The organism is Stenotrophomonas sp. SAU14A_NAIMI4_5, from assembly GCF_003086795.1.
GTDB lineage: Bacteria > Pseudomonadota > Gammaproteobacteria > Xanthomonadales > Xanthomonadaceae > Stenotrophomonas.
Window position 1 is genome coordinate 1,856,928 of the sequence record NZ_CP026003.1, and the last position, 16,291, is coordinate 1,873,218.

General features: G+C 67.9%; 18 protein-coding genes and 1 other RNA gene. 9 read left to right on the forward strand and 10 right to left on the reverse strand.

What is annotated here, in order from left to right; genetic code table 11:
- Positions 1-21 precede the first annotated feature (21 nt).
- Complete coding sequence (locus C1925_RS08845) at positions 22-285, forward strand: hypothetical protein (RefSeq protein WP_108768555.1); 264 nt, start codon at positions 22-24, stop codon at positions 283-285.
- A 16-nt stretch (positions 286-301) separates the two neighbouring features.
- Here the strand turns inward: C1925_RS08845 and C1925_RS08850 are convergent, their stop codons facing one another.
- Complete coding sequence (locus C1925_RS08850; protein ID WP_108768556.1) at positions 302-1,159, reverse strand: endonuclease/exonuclease/phosphatase family protein; 858 nt, start codon at positions 1,157-1,159, stop codon at positions 302-304.
- Positions 1,160-1,288: 129 nt separating this feature from the next.
- Positions 1,289-1,528, reverse strand: coding sequence for a hypothetical protein (locus tag C1925_RS08855; protein ID WP_108768557.1), 240 nt, complete (start codon positions 1,526-1,528; stop codon positions 1,289-1,291).
- Between the two features lie 177 nt (positions 1,529-1,705).
- Here C1925_RS08855 and C1925_RS08860 point away from each other — a divergent pair, with 177 nt between their 5' ends.
- Positions 1,706-3,814: a TonB-dependent receptor gene (locus C1925_RS08860; RefSeq protein WP_254051412.1), complete on the forward strand. Its 2,109-nt coding sequence runs from the start codon at positions 1,706-1,708 to the stop codon at positions 3,812-3,814.
- Between the two features lie 20 nt (positions 3,815-3,834).
- Here C1925_RS08860 and C1925_RS08865 read toward each other — a convergent pair whose 3' ends face one another.
- Positions 3,835-5,844, reverse strand: coding sequence for an alpha/beta fold hydrolase (locus tag C1925_RS08865; protein WP_108768558.1), 2,010 nt, complete (start codon positions 5,842-5,844; stop codon positions 3,835-3,837).
- 121 nt (positions 5,845-5,965) lie between these two features.
- Here C1925_RS08865 and C1925_RS08870 point away from each other — a divergent pair, with 121 nt between their 5' ends.
- Positions 5,966-6,421, forward strand: a complete 456-nt coding sequence (locus tag C1925_RS08870) for an isoprenylcysteine carboxylmethyltransferase family protein (protein WP_108770657.1) — start codon at positions 5,966-5,968, stop codon at positions 6,419-6,421.
- Between the two features lie 16 nt (positions 6,422-6,437).
- On the opposite strand, the gene C1925_RS08875 is transcribed toward C1925_RS08870, so the two are convergent.
- The 3 genes from C1925_RS08875 to ssrA all read right to left on the reverse strand — a co-directional run bounded on the left by C1925_RS08875 (position 6,438) and on the right by ssrA (position 7,919).
- Entirely contained in the window at positions 6,438-6,908 is a 471-nt protein-coding gene (locus tag C1925_RS08875; protein WP_108768559.1) for a hypothetical protein, read from the reverse strand.
- Positions 6,909-6,997: 89 nt separating this feature from the next.
- Complete coding sequence (locus C1925_RS08880; RefSeq protein WP_108768560.1) at positions 6,998-7,372, reverse strand: NINE protein; 375 nt, start codon at positions 7,370-7,372, stop codon at positions 6,998-7,000.
- A gap of 154 nt (positions 7,373-7,526) precedes the next feature.
- Positions 7,527-7,919: a transfer-messenger RNA gene (gene ssrA, locus C1925_RS08885) on the reverse strand.
- A 220-nt stretch (positions 7,920-8,139) separates the two neighbouring features.
- Between ssrA and C1925_RS08890 the strand changes: the two genes are divergently transcribed.
- Positions 8,140-8,712: a hypothetical protein gene (locus C1925_RS08890; RefSeq protein WP_108768561.1), complete on the forward strand. Its 573-nt coding sequence runs from the start codon at positions 8,140-8,142 to the stop codon at positions 8,710-8,712.
- 84 nt (positions 8,713-8,796) lie between these two features.
- Here C1925_RS08890 and smpB read toward each other — a convergent pair whose 3' ends face one another.
- Positions 8,797-9,300, reverse strand: a complete 504-nt coding sequence (smpB, locus tag C1925_RS08895) for an SsrA-binding protein SmpB (protein WP_079221548.1) — start codon at positions 9,298-9,300, stop codon at positions 8,797-8,799.
- Positions 9,301-9,357: 57 nt separating this feature from the next.
- On the opposite strand from smpB, the gene C1925_RS08900 reads away from it, so the two are divergent.
- Together C1925_RS08900 and C1925_RS08905 are read left to right on the forward strand one after the other, a co-directional pair.
- A complete protein-coding gene (locus tag C1925_RS08900) occupies positions 9,358-9,783 on the forward strand; it encodes a type II toxin-antitoxin system RatA family toxin (RefSeq protein WP_079221549.1) in 426 nt (141 codons plus the stop codon).
- A 3-nt stretch (positions 9,784-9,786) separates the two neighbouring features.
- Entirely contained in the window at positions 9,787-10,044 is a 258-nt protein-coding gene (locus C1925_RS08905) for an RnfH family protein (protein WP_108768562.1), read from the forward strand.
- A 36-nt stretch (positions 10,045-10,080) separates the two neighbouring features.
- On the opposite strand, the gene bamE is transcribed toward C1925_RS08905, so the two are convergent.
- Positions 10,081-10,470 (reverse strand): outer membrane protein assembly factor BamE, encoded by a 390-nt coding sequence (bamE, locus tag C1925_RS08910; RefSeq protein ID WP_108768563.1) that lies wholly within the window; start codon positions 10,468-10,470, stop codon positions 10,081-10,083.
- A 103-nt stretch (positions 10,471-10,573) separates the two neighbouring features.
- Here bamE and fur point away from each other — a divergent pair, with 103 nt between their 5' ends.
- Positions 10,574-10,981, forward strand: a complete 408-nt coding sequence (gene fur / locus C1925_RS08915) for a ferric iron uptake transcriptional regulator (RefSeq protein ID WP_005409235.1) — start codon at positions 10,574-10,576, stop codon at positions 10,979-10,981.
- A gap of 60 nt (positions 10,982-11,041) precedes the next feature.
- Here the strand turns inward: fur and C1925_RS08920 are convergent, their stop codons facing one another.
- On the reverse strand, positions 11,042-12,292 hold the full coding sequence (locus tag C1925_RS08920; RefSeq protein WP_108768564.1) for an SGNH/GDSL hydrolase family protein: 1,251 nt from the start codon (positions 12,290-12,292) through the stop codon (positions 11,042-11,044).
- 97 nt (positions 12,293-12,389) lie between these two features.
- Here C1925_RS08920 and C1925_RS08925 point away from each other — a divergent pair, with 97 nt between their 5' ends.
- Positions 12,390-13,307 carry a LysR family transcriptional regulator gene (locus C1925_RS08925; RefSeq protein ID WP_108768565.1) on the forward strand — a complete coding sequence of 306 codons (918 nt, stop codon included), beginning with the start codon at positions 12,390-12,392 and terminating at the stop codon, positions 13,305-13,307.
- Between the two features lie 114 nt (positions 13,308-13,421).
- Here C1925_RS08925 and recN read toward each other — a convergent pair whose 3' ends face one another.
- Positions 13,422-15,098 (reverse strand): DNA repair protein RecN, encoded by a 1,677-nt coding sequence (gene recN / locus C1925_RS08930; RefSeq protein WP_108768566.1) that lies wholly within the window; start codon positions 15,096-15,098, stop codon positions 13,422-13,424.
- 114 nt (positions 15,099-15,212) lie between these two features.
- Here recN and hrcA point away from each other — a divergent pair, with 114 nt between their 5' ends.
- Positions 15,213-16,277 carry a heat-inducible transcriptional repressor HrcA gene (gene hrcA / locus C1925_RS08935; RefSeq protein WP_108768567.1) on the forward strand — a complete coding sequence of 355 codons (1,065 nt, stop codon included), beginning with the start codon at positions 15,213-15,215 and terminating at the stop codon, positions 16,275-16,277.
- Positions 16,278-16,291: the final 14 nt, after the last annotated feature.

The window sequence follows — 16,291 nt, forward strand, 5'->3', positions numbered from 1 at the left end:
AGGTTCCAAGGAGCGGCGGCAATGAGTGACGACAAGCAATCGACGCAGCGGGTGCTGTTCGGCGATCCCGGCCTGCCTGGCGCAGGCCTGTCCGTAGTGGTGGTGGCGCTGCTGGTGCTGGCCGCGTTGGCAGTGGCCATCGGCTTCCTGCGCCTGCCCGATGTGATGCTCGGGCCAGGCCTGGTCGGCATCGGCCTGTTTCTGGCCATCGCCGCACGCATCTGCCAGGCGCGCGACCAGCATCAGGCGCTGTATCGCCTGCTGGGAAGGCGGCCACCGCCGTAGCGATGGCCGCACGTGCTCAGGGCTTCGGCCAGTCCAGTTCGACCACCAGCGGGAAGTGGTCCGACGGCAGCACGCCGCCGATGCGACGGTCGTCGGTGGTGAAGCTGCGTGCATGGAAGCCACGCACCAGCACCCAGTCCAGCTGCACGGTGGCCTTGCCGGTGAAATCGTGGAAGGTCTCGCGCGGGCCCTTCGGCGCCTTCACCTGGGTGCGGGTGTCCTGCAGCACGCGGGTGAACGCCTTGTAGGTCTCGCTGCCTGGCTCGGTGTTGAAATCACCGGTCAGCACCACTGGCAAGTCGGCGGGAAGCGTCTGCAGGCGCTTGGCGATCAGCTCGGCACCCTTGATCCGGCGCGGCTCGTCCTCGTCGCGGTAGGGCAGATGGGTGTCCATGAAGTAGAAGCGACGGCCATCGTCCAGGCGGCGGAACAGTGCCCAGGTGACCATGCGCGGGTACAGGTTGCCCCAGGTGATGCTGCCCGGCACGTCCGGCGTATCGGACAGCCAGAAGTTGCCCGACTCCTCGATGGCCAGCACCTTGGTGTCGTAGAACACGCCCATGTGTTCGTCGCCGTCGCCACCGCGGCGGCCTTCGCCGAACCAGCGGTAGCCGGGCAGGTGGGCGGCCAGGTAGGTGGCCTGTTCCTGCACCAGTTCCTGGGTGCCGACCACGGCCGGGTGCGCATCGAGGATGACCTTGACCATCACGTCGCGACGGTCGTCCCAGCGCTTGCCGGGTTCGGTATCGGCCGGGGTGCGTACGTTGAAGGACATCACCTTCAGCGGAGCGGGCGGTTGGGCTGCCCAGGCAGCGGCAGGCAGAGCAAGAGCCAGCAGCGCGCACAGTGCGGGCCGGCGAAGACGCGACAACATCGTGGAATCCCTCCATCCCATGAAAACGGTTTCACGGAGCATGCCATGGAACGGGAGGAGGAGGTGTGCCGGGATGGGCGGCTGGATCGAGGCCGGGCGGCTGGAACCGCCCGGCGGACTGCACAGTGGTCAGTTGGCCGGGATGTACCAGGTGCCGTTCTGGTCGATCCAATACTCCGAAGTCGTGATCGAGCCATCGGGCCACGTGTGGGTGACCGTGCAGTGCTGATGCACCGTTCTGTTGTCGATCCTGACCGGTACGCACTGGGTGGTCGACGATCCCGGCAGGCCAGCGGCGGAAACCCCTGCCGGGGAAAGGGCTGCTGCGGCCAACATCAGTGCGGCCAGCGAAGCCAGTTGCAGTTTCATAAGCGTCATCCTTGCTTTCTGCAATCGCGCACATGCGCCTCTGCGATGTAGCACGGCGCCCGCTGGATGGGTAGTCGCAGAGCAGCATGGATTTGACGCATTTCGACACGTCGGGAAAGATACGCCCCTGTTCCGGGCCAGCCATATCGCCACGCCCTCCCCCCAAGAGGAGTTCACGTGCTGAGATATTCGCGGCTGACGGTCGCCATTTCGTTGCTGGTCTGTGCCCACGCCCACGCCGAGCAGGCCCCGCCCGAGGCGCAGACGCTGGACAAGGTCATCGTGACCGCCTCGCGTACCGGGCAGGACGCCGCCACCGCGCCGCAGACGGTGGTCATCATCGGCAAGGAACAGATCGAGCAGCAGCTGCGCCTCAGCAGCAATTCGTCCGATGTGCTGTCCAGCCTGCTGCCGTCGTACACGCCCAGCCGCGGCAAGATGAACGGTAGCGGCGAGACCCTGCGCGGGCGCACGCCGCTGATCCTGGTCGATGGCATTCCGCAGTCGAACCCGCTGCGACCCACCGGTCGCGAAGCGCATACGATCGATTACGCGCTGGTCGAGCGCATCGAAGTCATCCAGGGCGCCAACGCCATGAACGGCCTGGGCGCCACCGGCGGCACCATCAACCTCATCACCCGGCGCCCGGAACCGGGTGCGGTCAACCAGCACGTGGGCGTGCAGACCACGCTGCCGACGTCCGAGGTGCGCGGTGAAACCACCGGCTATCGCGCCGATTACCGCATCAGCGGCAGCAAGGGCAAGTGGGATTACCTGCTCGGCGCCGGTTATGAAGACCAGGGCCTGTGGGTGGACGGCGAGGGCACGCCGATCGGCGTGGACGTCACCCAGGGCGACCTGATGTCGACCCGTGCCTATGACCTGCACGCCAAGCTGGGCTACTGGATCGACGACAACCAGGAGCTGCAGTTCAGCAGCAACCGCTACCGTATCAAGTCCAAGGCCGAGTACGTGCCGGTGGCCGGCAACCGCGATCTGGGCATCGCCACGACGTCGGTGCGCGGCACGCCGCCGGGCACGCCGGCCTGGAACGATGCCTGGACCACAGGCCTCAGCTACACCCACCACGACCTGGCGGGCATGGAGCTGAAGGCGATGGTGTTCAACCAGGAATTTGAAGGCCTGTTCGGTGCGGACAACTCGTCCACCTTCCAGGACCCGCTGATCGCACCGGTCGGGACGTTGTATGACCAGTCGCGCTCGACCGCCTCGAAGTGGGGCTCCAAGACGAGCCTTGGTCGCGATGACCTGCTCGGCGGCGACCTGAAGATCACTGCCGGCGTGGACACGCTGCGCGACAGTGGCAAGCAGGATCTGTACGGCACCGGCCGCACCTACGTGCCCGATTCGCGCTACAGCAGCGTGGCCGGCTTCGTGCAGGCCGACTACAGACTGCTGCCGCAGCTGACCGTGCAGGGCGGCTGGCGCCGCGAAGAGGCCGACCTGCGCATCGACAGCTACACCACGCTGTACCGCTACAACCGCGTGGCGGTGCAGGGCGGCAAGCTGAAGTTCCAGCAGAACCTGCGCAACATCGGCCTGGTGTACGCGCCGACCGAGCGCTTCAACACCTTCGCCAGCTATTCCGAAGGGTTCGGCATGCCCGACGTCGGCCGCGTGCTGCGCTCGATCAACACGCCGGGTACCAACGTGGAATCGCTGCGTTCGCTGCAGCCGCTGCTGACCCGCAACAGCGAGATCGGCGTGCGCTACCGCTCGCCGTCGTGGGAAGCCGAGGCCAGTGCGTTCCAGTCTCGCTCCGAGTACGGCACGCGCGTCATCGCAGTCGACGGCGCGTTCCAGCTCGCCCGCGAAAAGACCGCCATCGAAGGCCTGGATGCAAGCGTGCGTTACCGCCTGAACGATGCGCACCGCCTGGGCCTGTCCTACGCCTGGACCCGTGGCCGCTATGACAGCAACGCCGATGGCCGGCTCGATGCGCGCCTGGATGGCCTGAACATCGCACCGAACCGCGTCATCGCCACGTGGTCGGCGCAGTGGACGCCGGAGCTGTCCACCTTCGTGCAGGGGCAGTACGCCTTCAGCCGCAACTTCGACGAAGCCGCCAAGGAATTCAGCGGCTACGCGCTGTTCGATCTGGGCGTGGACTACCGGCTTGCCAAGGGCAAGGTGAACCTGGGCATCGCCAACCTGTTCGACCGGCAGTACATCACCTATTACTCGCAGAGCGCGCTGATCGAACCAGCGCGGTACTTCGCCGGGCGTGGGCGGACGGTGACGCTGGGTTACAGCCTGGATTTCTGAGGCACGCCGCGCGGGCAGGATTACTTCTGCCCGCCATCATGCGCCTGCATGTCCTCATGCAGGATGCGCCGCAGTTCGACGATCGCCGGCGTGGCTTCCTGCACGCTGTGCCCGGACACGATCACCTTTTCCGACACCGCGTTGGGCAGGTGCGAGCTCCAGTACGGCACCAGCCCGTCGTTGGTCTTTTCCAGCGGGCCGTCGGCGCTGGCGCGCGCGATGATCGAGTGGTAGCGCACGCGCGGTGACATCGGCAGGTCGGCCACCGCCTTCACGAACGGATCGTCCTTGTCCAGGTTCTGGATGCTGTTCATCTGGTAGCCGTGCTTGCCATCGTCACGGTCGACGTGGCCGTCGTTGGCGGCGCTGGCCACGTCTTCCAGCACGGTCAGCGGCAGCCGCACCAGGCGGCCGATCCAGCGCCCCACGCGGGTGCCGGCCACGTCGGTACCGCGGTGCGGTGTGGCGATGAACACCACCCGCGAGATTTCCGGTTCGGGCTGGAAGGTCAGCAGCGGCGGGCCCTTGGTGCGCAGCAGTTCGCGCTGTGCCGGGCTCAGCTGTGTGGTCGCCAGCAGCGTGTCCACCAGATGGTCGCCGGACGAGGACACCATCAGCCGCGAGATCACCCCGCCCATGCTGTGCCCGACCACGACCATGTCATGCGAGGCCACCGCCTTGCCGCTGGGATCGTAGTGCTGCATCACGTCTTCGAGCGTGTGCCGGATCGCATCGTGGCTGAGGGCGATCGGCATGTTGGTCGGGTAGTAGAACTGCCAGACCTGGAAATCGCGCCGGATCTCATCGTCGCGCATCAGCTCGTTGGCCACGTTCACCCAGGCCTCGGGGCTGCTGGCCAGGCCATGGATCATCAGCAGCACGCGGCGGTCCGGATCGTAGGGCTGCATCATGAACAGATGCGGCCGGTCGATGCCGCCCTTGCCGCCGAACAGCGAGCGCAGCGACTGCCGGCTGAAGTTGGAGCGGGCCAGCCACAGCGCGTAACCGGCGGTGAAGTTGGCTGCCAGCGGCACCTGCTCGCCATGCAGCTGCACCTGCGCGATCTGGTACGGATCGTGGATCTCCAGCTCCGGCTCGTCGTCGTGCAGCATCTCCCACAGGTTGGCGCCGGAAAAACGCAGCAGCACCGTCATCGAGGGCGAGGGCATCTCGCTCCAGCTGCGCTCGGGTGGCGCGGCCTGCGTCCCGGGTTGGTCGGCGTTGGCGGCAGCGGCCAGGCCGGTCGTGGCCGGGTCGGCCATCACCGCCACCAGTTCGGCGCCGAAGCCATCGCGGCGGTGCACGCTGCGCAGGGTGCCGGTGAAGGACATCGAGGCGGCCGCCACCAGTTCGATCGGCTCGCGCGTATCCTGCGCGGCACCTTCATCGGGCGGCGCCAGCACGAAGGTCCAGCGGCCCAGCCGCAGGCGGCTCCTGTCGTTGCCCGCCTGGTGGCTGGAATACGCATCGAACAACATCACCGCGGCTTCCTGCACGGCCAGGTTGTAGTAGTCGCGCACCTGGGTCTGGCGGTCTTCAAAACCGCGCTGGTTGGCGGTGCGCTCGGTGAAAAACAGATACGCATAGGCCTGCCGCGCGACGTGCATCCACGCATCCAGTCGCGGCTGGAAGCCGGCGTCGGCCACCCGCATCGCCGGCGTGGTTTCGCGCTTGGCCTTGGGCACGGGCAGGGCCATGGCCTGCTGCAGCCACAGTTCGGCCAGCGCCGAGCGCTTGTCCTCCTCGCGCACCACGATGCTCGCTTCCATCGCCTCGATGCACGACGGGCCGGGCTTGGCGCAGGCGGTTTCATCCAGGCCGGCCACCCGCAGCGTTTCGGTGGTCGCCGCGCTCAGCCTGCCGCTGGTGAGGATGTCGCCGCGCTTCAGCGCGATGTACTGGCCCGGGGTGACCGAGGCCACCTGCACCGAGGGGCCGAACTGGCGCAGCGTGGCGCAGCCGCTCAGCAGGAGCAGCATGGTGATGATGAGGGTCGTGTGGCGGATGACGCCGAAGCCCGTGGTTGCCATGCGATCCTCCAGCGCGGTGGCGCCACTCTAGCGGCCGGGGTGTCAACGCGGAAGCACGTGGCTAAACGCGCGCTGGACGGACTGTGGCACCATCGCTGGCAGGGCATTTCAGGGAATGACGATGCACCTGCTGGAAACGCGGATTCCGCCGCCGCTGGTGATGCTGCTGTGCGGGGTGCTGGGCGATGCGCTGGCCCGGGCCTGGCCGTGGCCCGCTCTGCCGGTGCCGGGCTGGATGGCGCTGCTGGTGATGCTGCTGGGCCTGGCCCTGAACCTGCTGCCCAAGCTGGCTTTCCGCCGCGCACGGACGACGGTCAATCCGCTGCGCCCGGCCGCCGCCACGGCGCTGGTGACCGGCGGCATCTACCGCCACACGCGCAACCCGATGTACCTGGGGCAGGCGCTGGTGCTGCTGGGCGGAATGCTGTGGCTGGGCAGTGCCGCAGCCCTGCTGGTGGTGCCGCTGTTTGTCGGCTGGATCACCCGCTTCCAGATCCTGCCGGAGGAGCGGGTACTGTCTGCCCGGTTCGGCGCCGACTATGCCGCCTTCCGGCGCGACGTGCGGCGCTGGCTGTAGGGCAGGGCGCCTGCGCTCAGCCGGCGATCTGGCAGGTCACCGACGCCGAGTAACCCTCGTAATCATCGGCGGCGCCGACATGCAGGGTGTGCTTTGCGTCCACCTTGCGGATGTACGAGGGCGCTTCGGTCTCCGCGTCTTCATTGACCGTGGTGACCGACAGCTGGCGGCCCACCTGCGGGGCAGCCACGTCCTTCAGATAGACATGCAGGCTCTTGCTGCCGCCCGGGGCGATGTCGACGCTGGCGCTGTCCACGCTGCCGCCGAACAGGGCGACCTTGCCGCCTTGGACCTCGAACACGCCGCCCCGCAGGTGCGTCAGGCCGGCAGACTGCAGCGCTTTTTCAGCCTGGGCCTCGGTGAAGTCCGAGCCGGCCTTGCAGGCCAGCAGGGTTTCCAGGGCGGCAGTGCCCTTGCCCGTCGGCGCTGCGGCGAGGGCGGTGCTGGTGGCCAGGGCGAGGAGCAGGGCGGTGATCTGGCGTTTCATGGCAGGTCCTTCTGGCATGGGGGTCGTGGTCGGGCACGGATCGAGTGTGGGTCAGCCCGCAGGCGATTGCACGGGCCGAAGCGCGGAACTCAGACCATGCGCACGCCGGCGGCGTCGGTATCCACGGTGATGATCTCGATCAGCGCCCACAGACCAGTGATGAGCAGGCCGATGAACAGCCAGCCCAGCAGCAGGGTGATCACCAGCTGGGCCACGGCACGGCCGTGGTAGCCGGCGTAGAAGTTGTGGATGCCCAGGCCGCCGAGGAACAGGCCCAGCAGGACGTAGGCGACGCGGGCACGCGCGACCGGCTGCGGTTGTGCGTAAGGGGCGGCGTACACCGGTGCCGCATGCAGCGGCGGCGGGGTCGGGCGGGTGGCGCCGATCGGGGCGCCGCAGCCGACGCAACTGGCGGCCTTGTCACTGACTTCGCGGCCACACTCCATGCAACTCACCAACGCCATCGTTCTGTTCCCTGTGCTGGGCGGGGGATCCGCCGGTCCAAAGCGACATTATCGGGGGTATCGGGCGAAATGCGGCCGTAGAACAGGCAACAAAAAAGCCGGACCCCAATCGACGGGATTGTCCGGCTTTTCGTGCCCCGAAGGGCGGTACAGATGGTGGAGGTGGGCGGAATTGAACCGCCGTCCGAAGGCACTCCGTCCCCAGCACTACATGCTTAGCTCACCGTTGAATCTCATCCCCGAGCAGCACGGTGTGCAAAGCGCACCCGGGAACCAGCCTGTTTTGTTCTAGTGCCGGACTGACAGGCAGCCGCCCAGCGCGATTCCATGATAATGACTCTACGCTGCGAGCATGGACACAAGCAGTTTCGAGGCTCCGCCTAAGTCGGCAGAAGGTCACGCACCGCAGTTTTTAGGCTGCGAGAGCGACCGGAGCGTAGTTGTCGTCGTTGGCAACTAGAGTTTTGCAGCTGGATTTACGAGGACAGCTACCCCCTCGGCATGCGCCAGGCGACTTCACAACCCCCGTCGAAACCAATGCACCCCCGGTTTCTTCAAGTTCTGCAAGGTACTAGGCCAAGTGCGTGTTGCCACGTGCCGGGCCTGCCCAACGGTTGCAATGCTACGGCAAAACAGCTGAACAGTCACCTTGGCAATCCGCAACAAGTTGTAGAGCCGTTGTCATAGCGGATTGCTAACTTCATTGGCACGATTTTGCGACACACTGGCGGCCAACATCCGAGCCAGGAACGACACGGAGACCCCGGGTGACTGACACCATCCAACAACGCAGCCTGCGACAGCTGATCGGGCCGGTGGGCGCCGACTACCGCCGACGCGCGTTGCCGCCCGGCTGGGTCTGGGCGGTGCTGGCCGCGATCGTCACGGCGGCCTGCCTGACCGCGCTGCCGGCGACGGCGGCGGTGTTCCTGGTGGCCAGCGCGGTGGTGGTGTACTGGCCGCGACGCGACCAGGCCCTCGTGCCGGGCTGGCGCATGCTGGCCCTGGCCGTGCTGGCCGTGATGGTCTGGGGCCCGGACGTGATCGCGCTGTGGTTCGAGCACGGGGCGGCGGTTGCCCTGCTGACCCTGGCCTCGTTGAGCATCTTCACCCACGTCCGCCGCAGCTGGGCGCTGTCGCAGCAGCTGCAGCACCAGGCCGATGCGCTGGATGACCAGGAGCTGCTGGCCCTGTTGCCTCACGATGCGGCCCAGCTGGCAAAGCAGTGGCGGGCCGGCGATGACCGGCATGCGCCGGAGCTGGCGGTGGTGATGCACTTGGCGGTGATGCATGCGGCGCTGGCGCCGCGGATGCGCGGGCAGGGCATGCTGGCGGGCTGATCGCCCGCCTATCTGTAGAGCCGAGCCAATGCTCGGCTGTCCCAAAAAACCAAGTCGAGCATGGCTCGACTCTACATACGGCTGTTACGCGTCGCGGTTTCCGCGACGCATCACGCGCTGCTTCTCGATCGCCCAGTCACGGTCCTTGGCGGCATCGCGCTTGTCGTGCGTCTGCTTGCCCTTGGCCAGCGCCACTTCCAGCTTGATCTTGTTCTTGCTCCAGTACATGGCCGTGGGCACGATCGTGTAGCCATCGCGCTCGACCTTGCCGACCAGCTTGTCGATCTCGTTCCGGTGCAGCAGCAGCTTGCGCTCGCGCCGGTCGTTGGCCACCACGTGGGTGGAGGCCTGGATCAACGGGGTGATCTGCGCGCCGATCAGGAAGATCTCGCCCTGCTTCACGTAGGCGTAGGCGTCGATGATGTTGCCGCGCCCGGCGCGGATCGACTTCACCTCCCAGCCCTGCAGGGCCAGGCCTGCCTCGAAGCGTTCCTCGATGTGGTACTCGTGGCGGGCACGCTTGTTCAACGCGATGGTTTTGTTGGCCGTCGCGTTCTTTGCTTTATCCTTGCCGCTGTTCTTGCTCATTTCCGTATTGTCTCCGATTCGGGCCCGCCCGGTCGATTGCCGAAACGCGCCGTCTTTATGCCTACTATCCGCCGCAGCGCCCTGGTCGAACACTCGGCCGCGCGCATGTTCGACCTGGTCAACGACGTCCAGGCCTATCCGCGCCGCTTCCGCTGGTGCTCGGACGCCCGCGTCCTGGAACAGGGCGAGGACCGCCTGGTCGCCCGCCTGGATCTGGGCCTGGGTTCGTTCAGCACCTGGTTCCAGACTGAAAACACCCTGCAGCGTCCGCACAGCATCGATATGCAGCTGCGCGACGGCCCGTTCAAGCAGCTGCACGGTCGCTGGGAATTCCATGCCCTGGCCGAGGATGCCTGCAAGGTCACCCTGACCCTGGAGTTCGAGCCGAAATCCCGCCTGCTCGCGCCGGCGCTGGCAATCGGTTTCCAGGGCCTGGCCGACCGCATGGTCAACGACTTCGTCCGCGTTGCCGACGAGGGCTGAGCGATGATCGAGGTCGAGGTGGTGCTGGCGTGGCCGCAGCAGGTGCTGTCACGCCGGCTGCAGTTGCCGGAAGGCGCGACCGTGGCCGAGGCCATTGCCGCCGCCGCCCTGGAGGGTAGTGGCGACTGTCCGGCCGCCGCCGTGCATGGCGTGCTGGCACGCCCGCAGCAGGCGCTGCTGGATGGCGATCGGGTGGAGCTGCTGCGGCCTCTGCAGGCCGATCCCAAGGAAAACCGCCGGCGTCGCGCGCGCGGCGATTGATTCCAGGGTCCCGCCCCGAGGGGCGGGCTGAAGGGCTCAGCGGCTCTTCTTCTTGTCCTTGGCCAGGTTGCGGCCGAACTGGCGGACCATCTGCTGGGCCAGGGCCTTGTCGTTGGCCGGGAAGTAGTCGCCTTCCCAACGGGTGACGGCGTCGTTCTCGAAGTACACGGTGAAGTTCTTCACTTCGGTACGGCCGAGACGGTCGATCCGCTGGCTGGCGGTGTAGTCCCAGCGCTGGGCGTGGAACGGGTCCGGCACGGACGGGGTGCCCAGCAGGGCGTTCACCTGCTGCTTGCTCTGCCCGACCTGCAGCTTGGACACGGCATCTTCCCGGATCAGGTTGCCCTGATAGATGGGTTGCTTGTAGATGATGCCGCACCCGGTGGTGGACAGGGCGACGGCGGCGACCAACAGAAGATTGCGCATCGGTACTGGCGGTTGGGGAAATCAAACCGATGATACACTCCCGGCGTGCCACCGCGACCCAATCCGAGGCAGCTGGCGCTAAATCGCCAATGAACGGAGACCTATGGAAACCCACGACCTGCGTAAAGTCGGCCTGAAGGTGACCCATCCGCGGATGCGGATCCTGGCGCTGCTCGAGCAGCGCAATGCCCAGCACCACATGACCGCCGAAGACATCTACCGCCAGCTCCTGGAGCACGGCGATGAAATCGGCCTGGCCACGGTGTACCGGGTGCTGACCCAGTTCGAGGCCGCCGGCCTGGTGCTGAAGCACAACTTCGAAGGCGGCCAGGCCGTCTACGAGCTGGACCGCGGCGGCCACCACGACCACATGGTCGATGTGGACAGCGGCAAGATCATCGAGTTCGAAAGCCACGAGATCGAGGAGCTGCAGCGCAAGATCGCCGCAGACCACGGCTACGAGCTGGAAGAGCACTCGCTGGTGCTGTACGTGCGCAAGAAGCGCAAGTAAGGCGTTGCAGCCAGCTGCGGATGTACGAAGACCCCGGGCGTGCCCGGGGTTTTTCGTTGTTTACAGTAGATCCACGCCATGCGTGGATGGCTCTGTCAGCGCCTCCAGGTCCACCGCCTCGGCCATGGCCCGGTTGCCGGCATCGCCGGGGTGCAGGTGGTCACCGGAATCAAAGGCAGCGGCCATCCGCGACGGTTCCGCCGGGTCGCGCAGGGCCGCATCCAGGTCGACCACCGCATCGAAGGGACTGTCCGTGCGCAGCCAGCCGTTCAGCTGGCGGCGCAGCGCATCCTTGTCTGCGTCGTAGTAGTCCTCCAGTGGCGTGCCGGGCAGGGCGCCGGCGAACGGCGGCAGGGTGGCGCCGAGGATGCGCAGGCCGTGGCGGCGGGCCTGCTGGGCCAATGCCCGATAGCCAGCCTGCAGCTGGCCCAGCGTTGGGCGGGGCTCGTGGCGGGCGAAGGCCGTGCCCGGCCAGCTGATGTCGTTGATGCCGATCAGTACGATCACGCTGGCCACGCCGGGCTGGTCGATCACGTCGCGTTGGAAGCGGGCGAGGGCGGCTGCGCCCATGCCATCGCGCAGCAGGCGGCCGCCGGAAATGCCGGCATTGACCACGGCCACGCCACGCGGGGCCAGACGGGCGGCCAGATGGTCGGTCCAGCGCTGGTCCTGGTCCAGGGTGGCGGTGGCGCCATCGGTGATCGAATCGCCGATGACCACGACGCTGCGCGCGCTGGCCGGTGCTTCGACGTCGATCCCTGCCAGCAACGCGCGCGCCGTGGTGGGGCGTGCATTGTGCAGCGTGCTCGCCGGGCTCTGGTCGCCCGGCGCGATCCAGCTGGTCTGGCGGCCTTCCCAGTGGAAGGTCTGCAGCGGGGTCGGCCCGGCCAGGTAGGTACTGACCCGCACCTGCTGCAGGTTGCGGGTCGGCAGTGCGAGCGGATCGCTCAGGCGCTGCTGGCCCGGCGCGATGAGCACGCCCGGCTGGCCATCGAAACGCAGGGCCAGCGCCGCCGAACCGGCCTCCACCGCCACGCTGGCCGCATCGATCTGCAGCGGCTGCGTGCCGTGGGCGTTGCTCAGCCGCACCCGCAGGCGCGGCCCGCCGAGGCTGAGGCGGGCGGTCTGGCGGAAGGTCTGGTTGTACAGCTGGGCGGGCAACAGTGTCGGGAACAGGAAGTCCGGCCCCCATACCGGTTGCGGGCTGGCCTGCCAGCTGGCGACCCAGTGGTTGGGGCTGGCAGGCTCGGCATTGGCGGTGCCGGACAGGGCGATCAGGGCAGTGGCGGCAAGATGGCGGAGGCGGTTCATCGGGCAATCCCGGCAGATGGGAGCGCCATGGTGATTCCAGGCCCATCTGTGAACTAGACTGCGGATGGATAATCATCTGTGAACTGGATTCACTGACATGGCACGACCCGACATCAACCGATCCGGCGAACTGGAAGTGTTCGTGCGGGTGATCGAGACCGGCGGTTTCTCCGCTGCCGCGCGCTCGCTGGACATGACGCCCTCGGCGGTGAGCAAGCTGGTGGCGCGGCTGGAGCAGCGGCTGGGTACGCGTCTGCTGCAGCGTTCCACCCGACAGCTGCAGCTGACCCCGGAGGGCTGCGCGTTCTACGAGCGCGGCCTGCGCGTGCTGGCCGACCTGGAGGAGGCCGAGCGCTGCGCCAGCGCCCACGCCGAGCCGCGCGGGCGCCTGCGGGTCAATTCCAACGTGCCCTTCGGCCAGCACTTCCTGCTGCCGCTGCTGCCCGTGTTCCTGCAGCAGAACCCGCAGGTGGGCGTGGACCTGACCCTGAACGACGAGGTGATCGACCTGCTGGAGCAGCGCACCGACGTGGCCGTGCGCGCCGGGCCGCTAAAGAGCTCCAGCCTGGTGGCGCGGCGGCTGGGCTCGACCCGGATGATGATCGTGGCGGCCCCTGCCTATGCGCAGCGCCATGGCCTGCCGCACACGGCCGAGGCGCTGCAGGCGCACAACCGTCTGGATATCGGCCACGCGCGGGCGATGCAGGGCTGGCCGGTGCTGCAGGACGGGCGCGAGCGGATGGTGCTGCCCAGCGGCAATGCCCGCGCCAGCAATGGCGATGCGCTGCGCCAGCTGGTGCTGGGTGGGCTGGGCATGGCACGGCTGGCGGCGTTCCAGGTGCAGGCTGACATTGCGGCGGGGCGTTTGCTGCCGGTGCTGGAGGAGGCCAACCCGGGTGACCTGGAAGAGGTGCACGCGGTGTTCCTGGGGCAGGGGGGATACCTGCCGCTGCGGGTGCGCGCGTTCCTCGACTTCCTGGTGGAGCACGTGGATCTGGCGCGCCCGCTGGGGTGACGCCCGGCCGCTGGCCGGCAGGACAGTTGCCGGCCAGCGGCCGGCACTACCGGATGCCCGTCCTCGCGTGAACGGCACCATCTGTAGATCCACGCCATGCGTGGATGACGGCGGTCAGTCCAGCGAGCTCGACGCGACCAGCAGCTTGCGGGCCGCGGCGCGTGCTTCCTTGCTCACTTCCACGCCACCCAGCATGCGTGCCAGTTCTTCCTCGCGCGCCTTGGTGTCCAGCTTCTCCACCGCGCTCTGGGTCATGCCTTCCACCGGGGCCTTGCTGACCCGGTAATGGGCGTGGCCCTTGGAGGCGACCTGCGGCAGGTGGGTGACGCACAGCACCTGGCGCTTCTCGCCGAGGGCACGCAGCTTCTGCCCGACGATGTCGGCCACCGCGCCGCCGATGCCAGAGTCGACTTCGTCGAACACCATGGTCGGCACCGCATCCAGGTCCAGCGCGGCCACTTCGATGGCCAGCGAGATACGCGACAGTTCACCGCCGGAGGCGACCTTGCGCAGCGCCCGCGGCGGCTGGCCGGCATTGGCTGCCACCAGGAACTCGACGCGCTCGGCGCCCTGCGGGTCCGGCTTGCCGCTGTCCTGCGCTTCCAGCTCGATCAGGAACTGGCCGCCGCCCATGCCCAGCTCGGCGATGATGCCGGTGGTGGTAGCCGACAGCTCGGCAGCGGCCTTGCGGCGGCTGGCACTGAGCACCTCGGCCTGCACGCGCCAGGCGGCGGCAGCCTTCTCGATCTCGCCGGCCAGGCGCTGCAGGCGCTCGTCGGCACCCCGCAGCTGTTCCACTTCGGCATGCATGCGTTCGCGCTGCGCGCCCAGCTCGTCCATCGGCACGCGGTGCTTGCGGGCCAGGTCGTGCAGGCGGCCGAGGCGGCGCTCGTTTTCTTCGAACTGTTCCGGGTCGGCATCGAGGTCGTCGTGCACGCGGTCCAGCAGCGACAGGGCTTCGTGCAGCTGGATCGAGGCGTTCTCGATCAGGCCGTCCACTTCGCCCAGGCGCGGGTCGTGTTCGATCAGGCGCGACAGTTCGTGGCGTACCTGCTGCAGCAGGTCCATGGCCGAGCTGCCGTCGTCGCCGTTGAGCTGGTTGCTGGCCGCCTGGCAGGCGCTCAGCAGGGCGCTGGCGTGGGCCTGGCGGCGGTGGCTGGCACCCAGCGCGACAATCGACTCGGGTTCCAGGTCCTCGCGGTCCAGCTCGCGCAGCTGGTGCTCAAGGAAGCCGATGCGGTCGGAAACGTCGCCCTGTTGCGACAGGGCCAGCGACTCGTCGACCAGGGTCTGCCAGGCTGCAGCGGCGCGGCGCACCTGGCGGCGCTCGTCCTCGTTGCGGGCATAGGCATCGAGCAGGGCCAGCTGCGACGGGCGCGTCAGCAGGGCCTGCTGCTCGTGCTGGCCATGGATTTCCACCAGTCGCCCGGCCAGATCGGCCAGCTGCGCCAGGGTCACCGGGCGGCCGTTGATCCACGAGCGCGAGCCGCCATCGGCGCGGATCACCCGGCGCAGCTGGCACTGGTCCTCGTCGTCCAGCTCGTTGTCGGCCAGCCACTGGCGCGCGGCCTGCAGCTGGTCCAGGGCGAACTCGGCCGACAGTTCGGCACGGGCGGCGCCATGGCGGACCACGCCGCTGTCTGCGCGCAGGCCGGACAGGAAGCCGAGCGCGTCGACCATCAGCGACTTGCCGGCGCCGGTCTCGCCGGAAACGACGGTCATGCCCGGTCCGAACTCCAGCTCGGTAGCGCGGACGACGGCAAAATCCTTGATCGAAAGATGTCTGAGCATGGGTACAGGGGTGTCTGAGCCGCGCAACGCTAGCACGCGCGGCGGGGTGGTCCAATGACTTGCCAAGGCGACGCACCGCCATTATCTAGTGTCCGTGTCTCACAGGTTGATTCCATGCACGGTTCCGCTGACCAGCTTGCCCCGCGTGCGCGCCATCTGCTGCGCACGCTGATCGCGCGTTACATCCAGGACGGTGAGCCGGTGGGCTCGCAGACGCTGGCGCGCGTGGCGGGCCTGGAGGTCAGCCCGGCCACCATCCGCAACATCCTGGGCGACCTGGAGGACCTGGGCCTGCTGGCCTCGCCGCACACCTCGGCCGGGCGCATTCCGACCGCGCATGGCTACCGGGTGTTCGTCGACAGCCTGCTGCAGATGCAGCCGCCGGGCGAGGGCGAACTGGCCCGGCTGCGCCATGAGCTGGCCGGAGGCGGCAGCACCCAGGCCCTGCTCGGCAGTGCCTCGGAGCTGCTGTCGGCGATGAGCCACTTCGTCGGCGTGGTCAGCGCGCCGCGGCGCGAGCAGTTCGCCTTCCGCCAGATCGATTTCGTGGCACTGGACGGGCGCCGGGTGCTGGCGATCCTGGTGTTTGCCGACAACGAGGTACAGAACCGGGTAATCGAGACCCGCAAGGGCTTCGAGCCGGGCCAGCTGGAACAGGTGGCCAACTACCTCAATGCGCATTTCGCCGGCCTGCCGCTGGCCGAGATCCGCACCCGCCTGCTGCTGGAGCTGCGCGACGCCCGTTCCGAGCTGGAGCAGCTGCTGGCGCACAGCATCGAGCTGGCCGAGCAGGCCCTGCAGCCGCCTGCCGACGACATGCTGGTGGCCGGGCAGACCCGGTTGATGGGGGTGCAGGACCTGTCCGACCTGGAGCGCCTGCGCGAGCTCTTTGAGCTGTTCTCCAGCAAGCGCGAGATCCTGCAGCTGCTGGAGCGGACCATCCAGGCCCCGGGCGTGCGCATCTTCATCGGCGAAGAGACCGGGATGATGCCGCTGCAGGGGGTCTCGCTGGTCACCGCGCCCTATACCGCCAACGGCCAGGTGCTGGGCGTGCTGGGGGTGATCGGGCCCAAGCGGATGGCCTACGACCGGGTGATTCCCCTGGTCCAGGCCACCGCGGACGTGCTCGGGGCGGCCTTTTCGCCCCCGGGACGCGGTCCGGGGCCGACAGACGCTTGAAACGCAGCATCCCG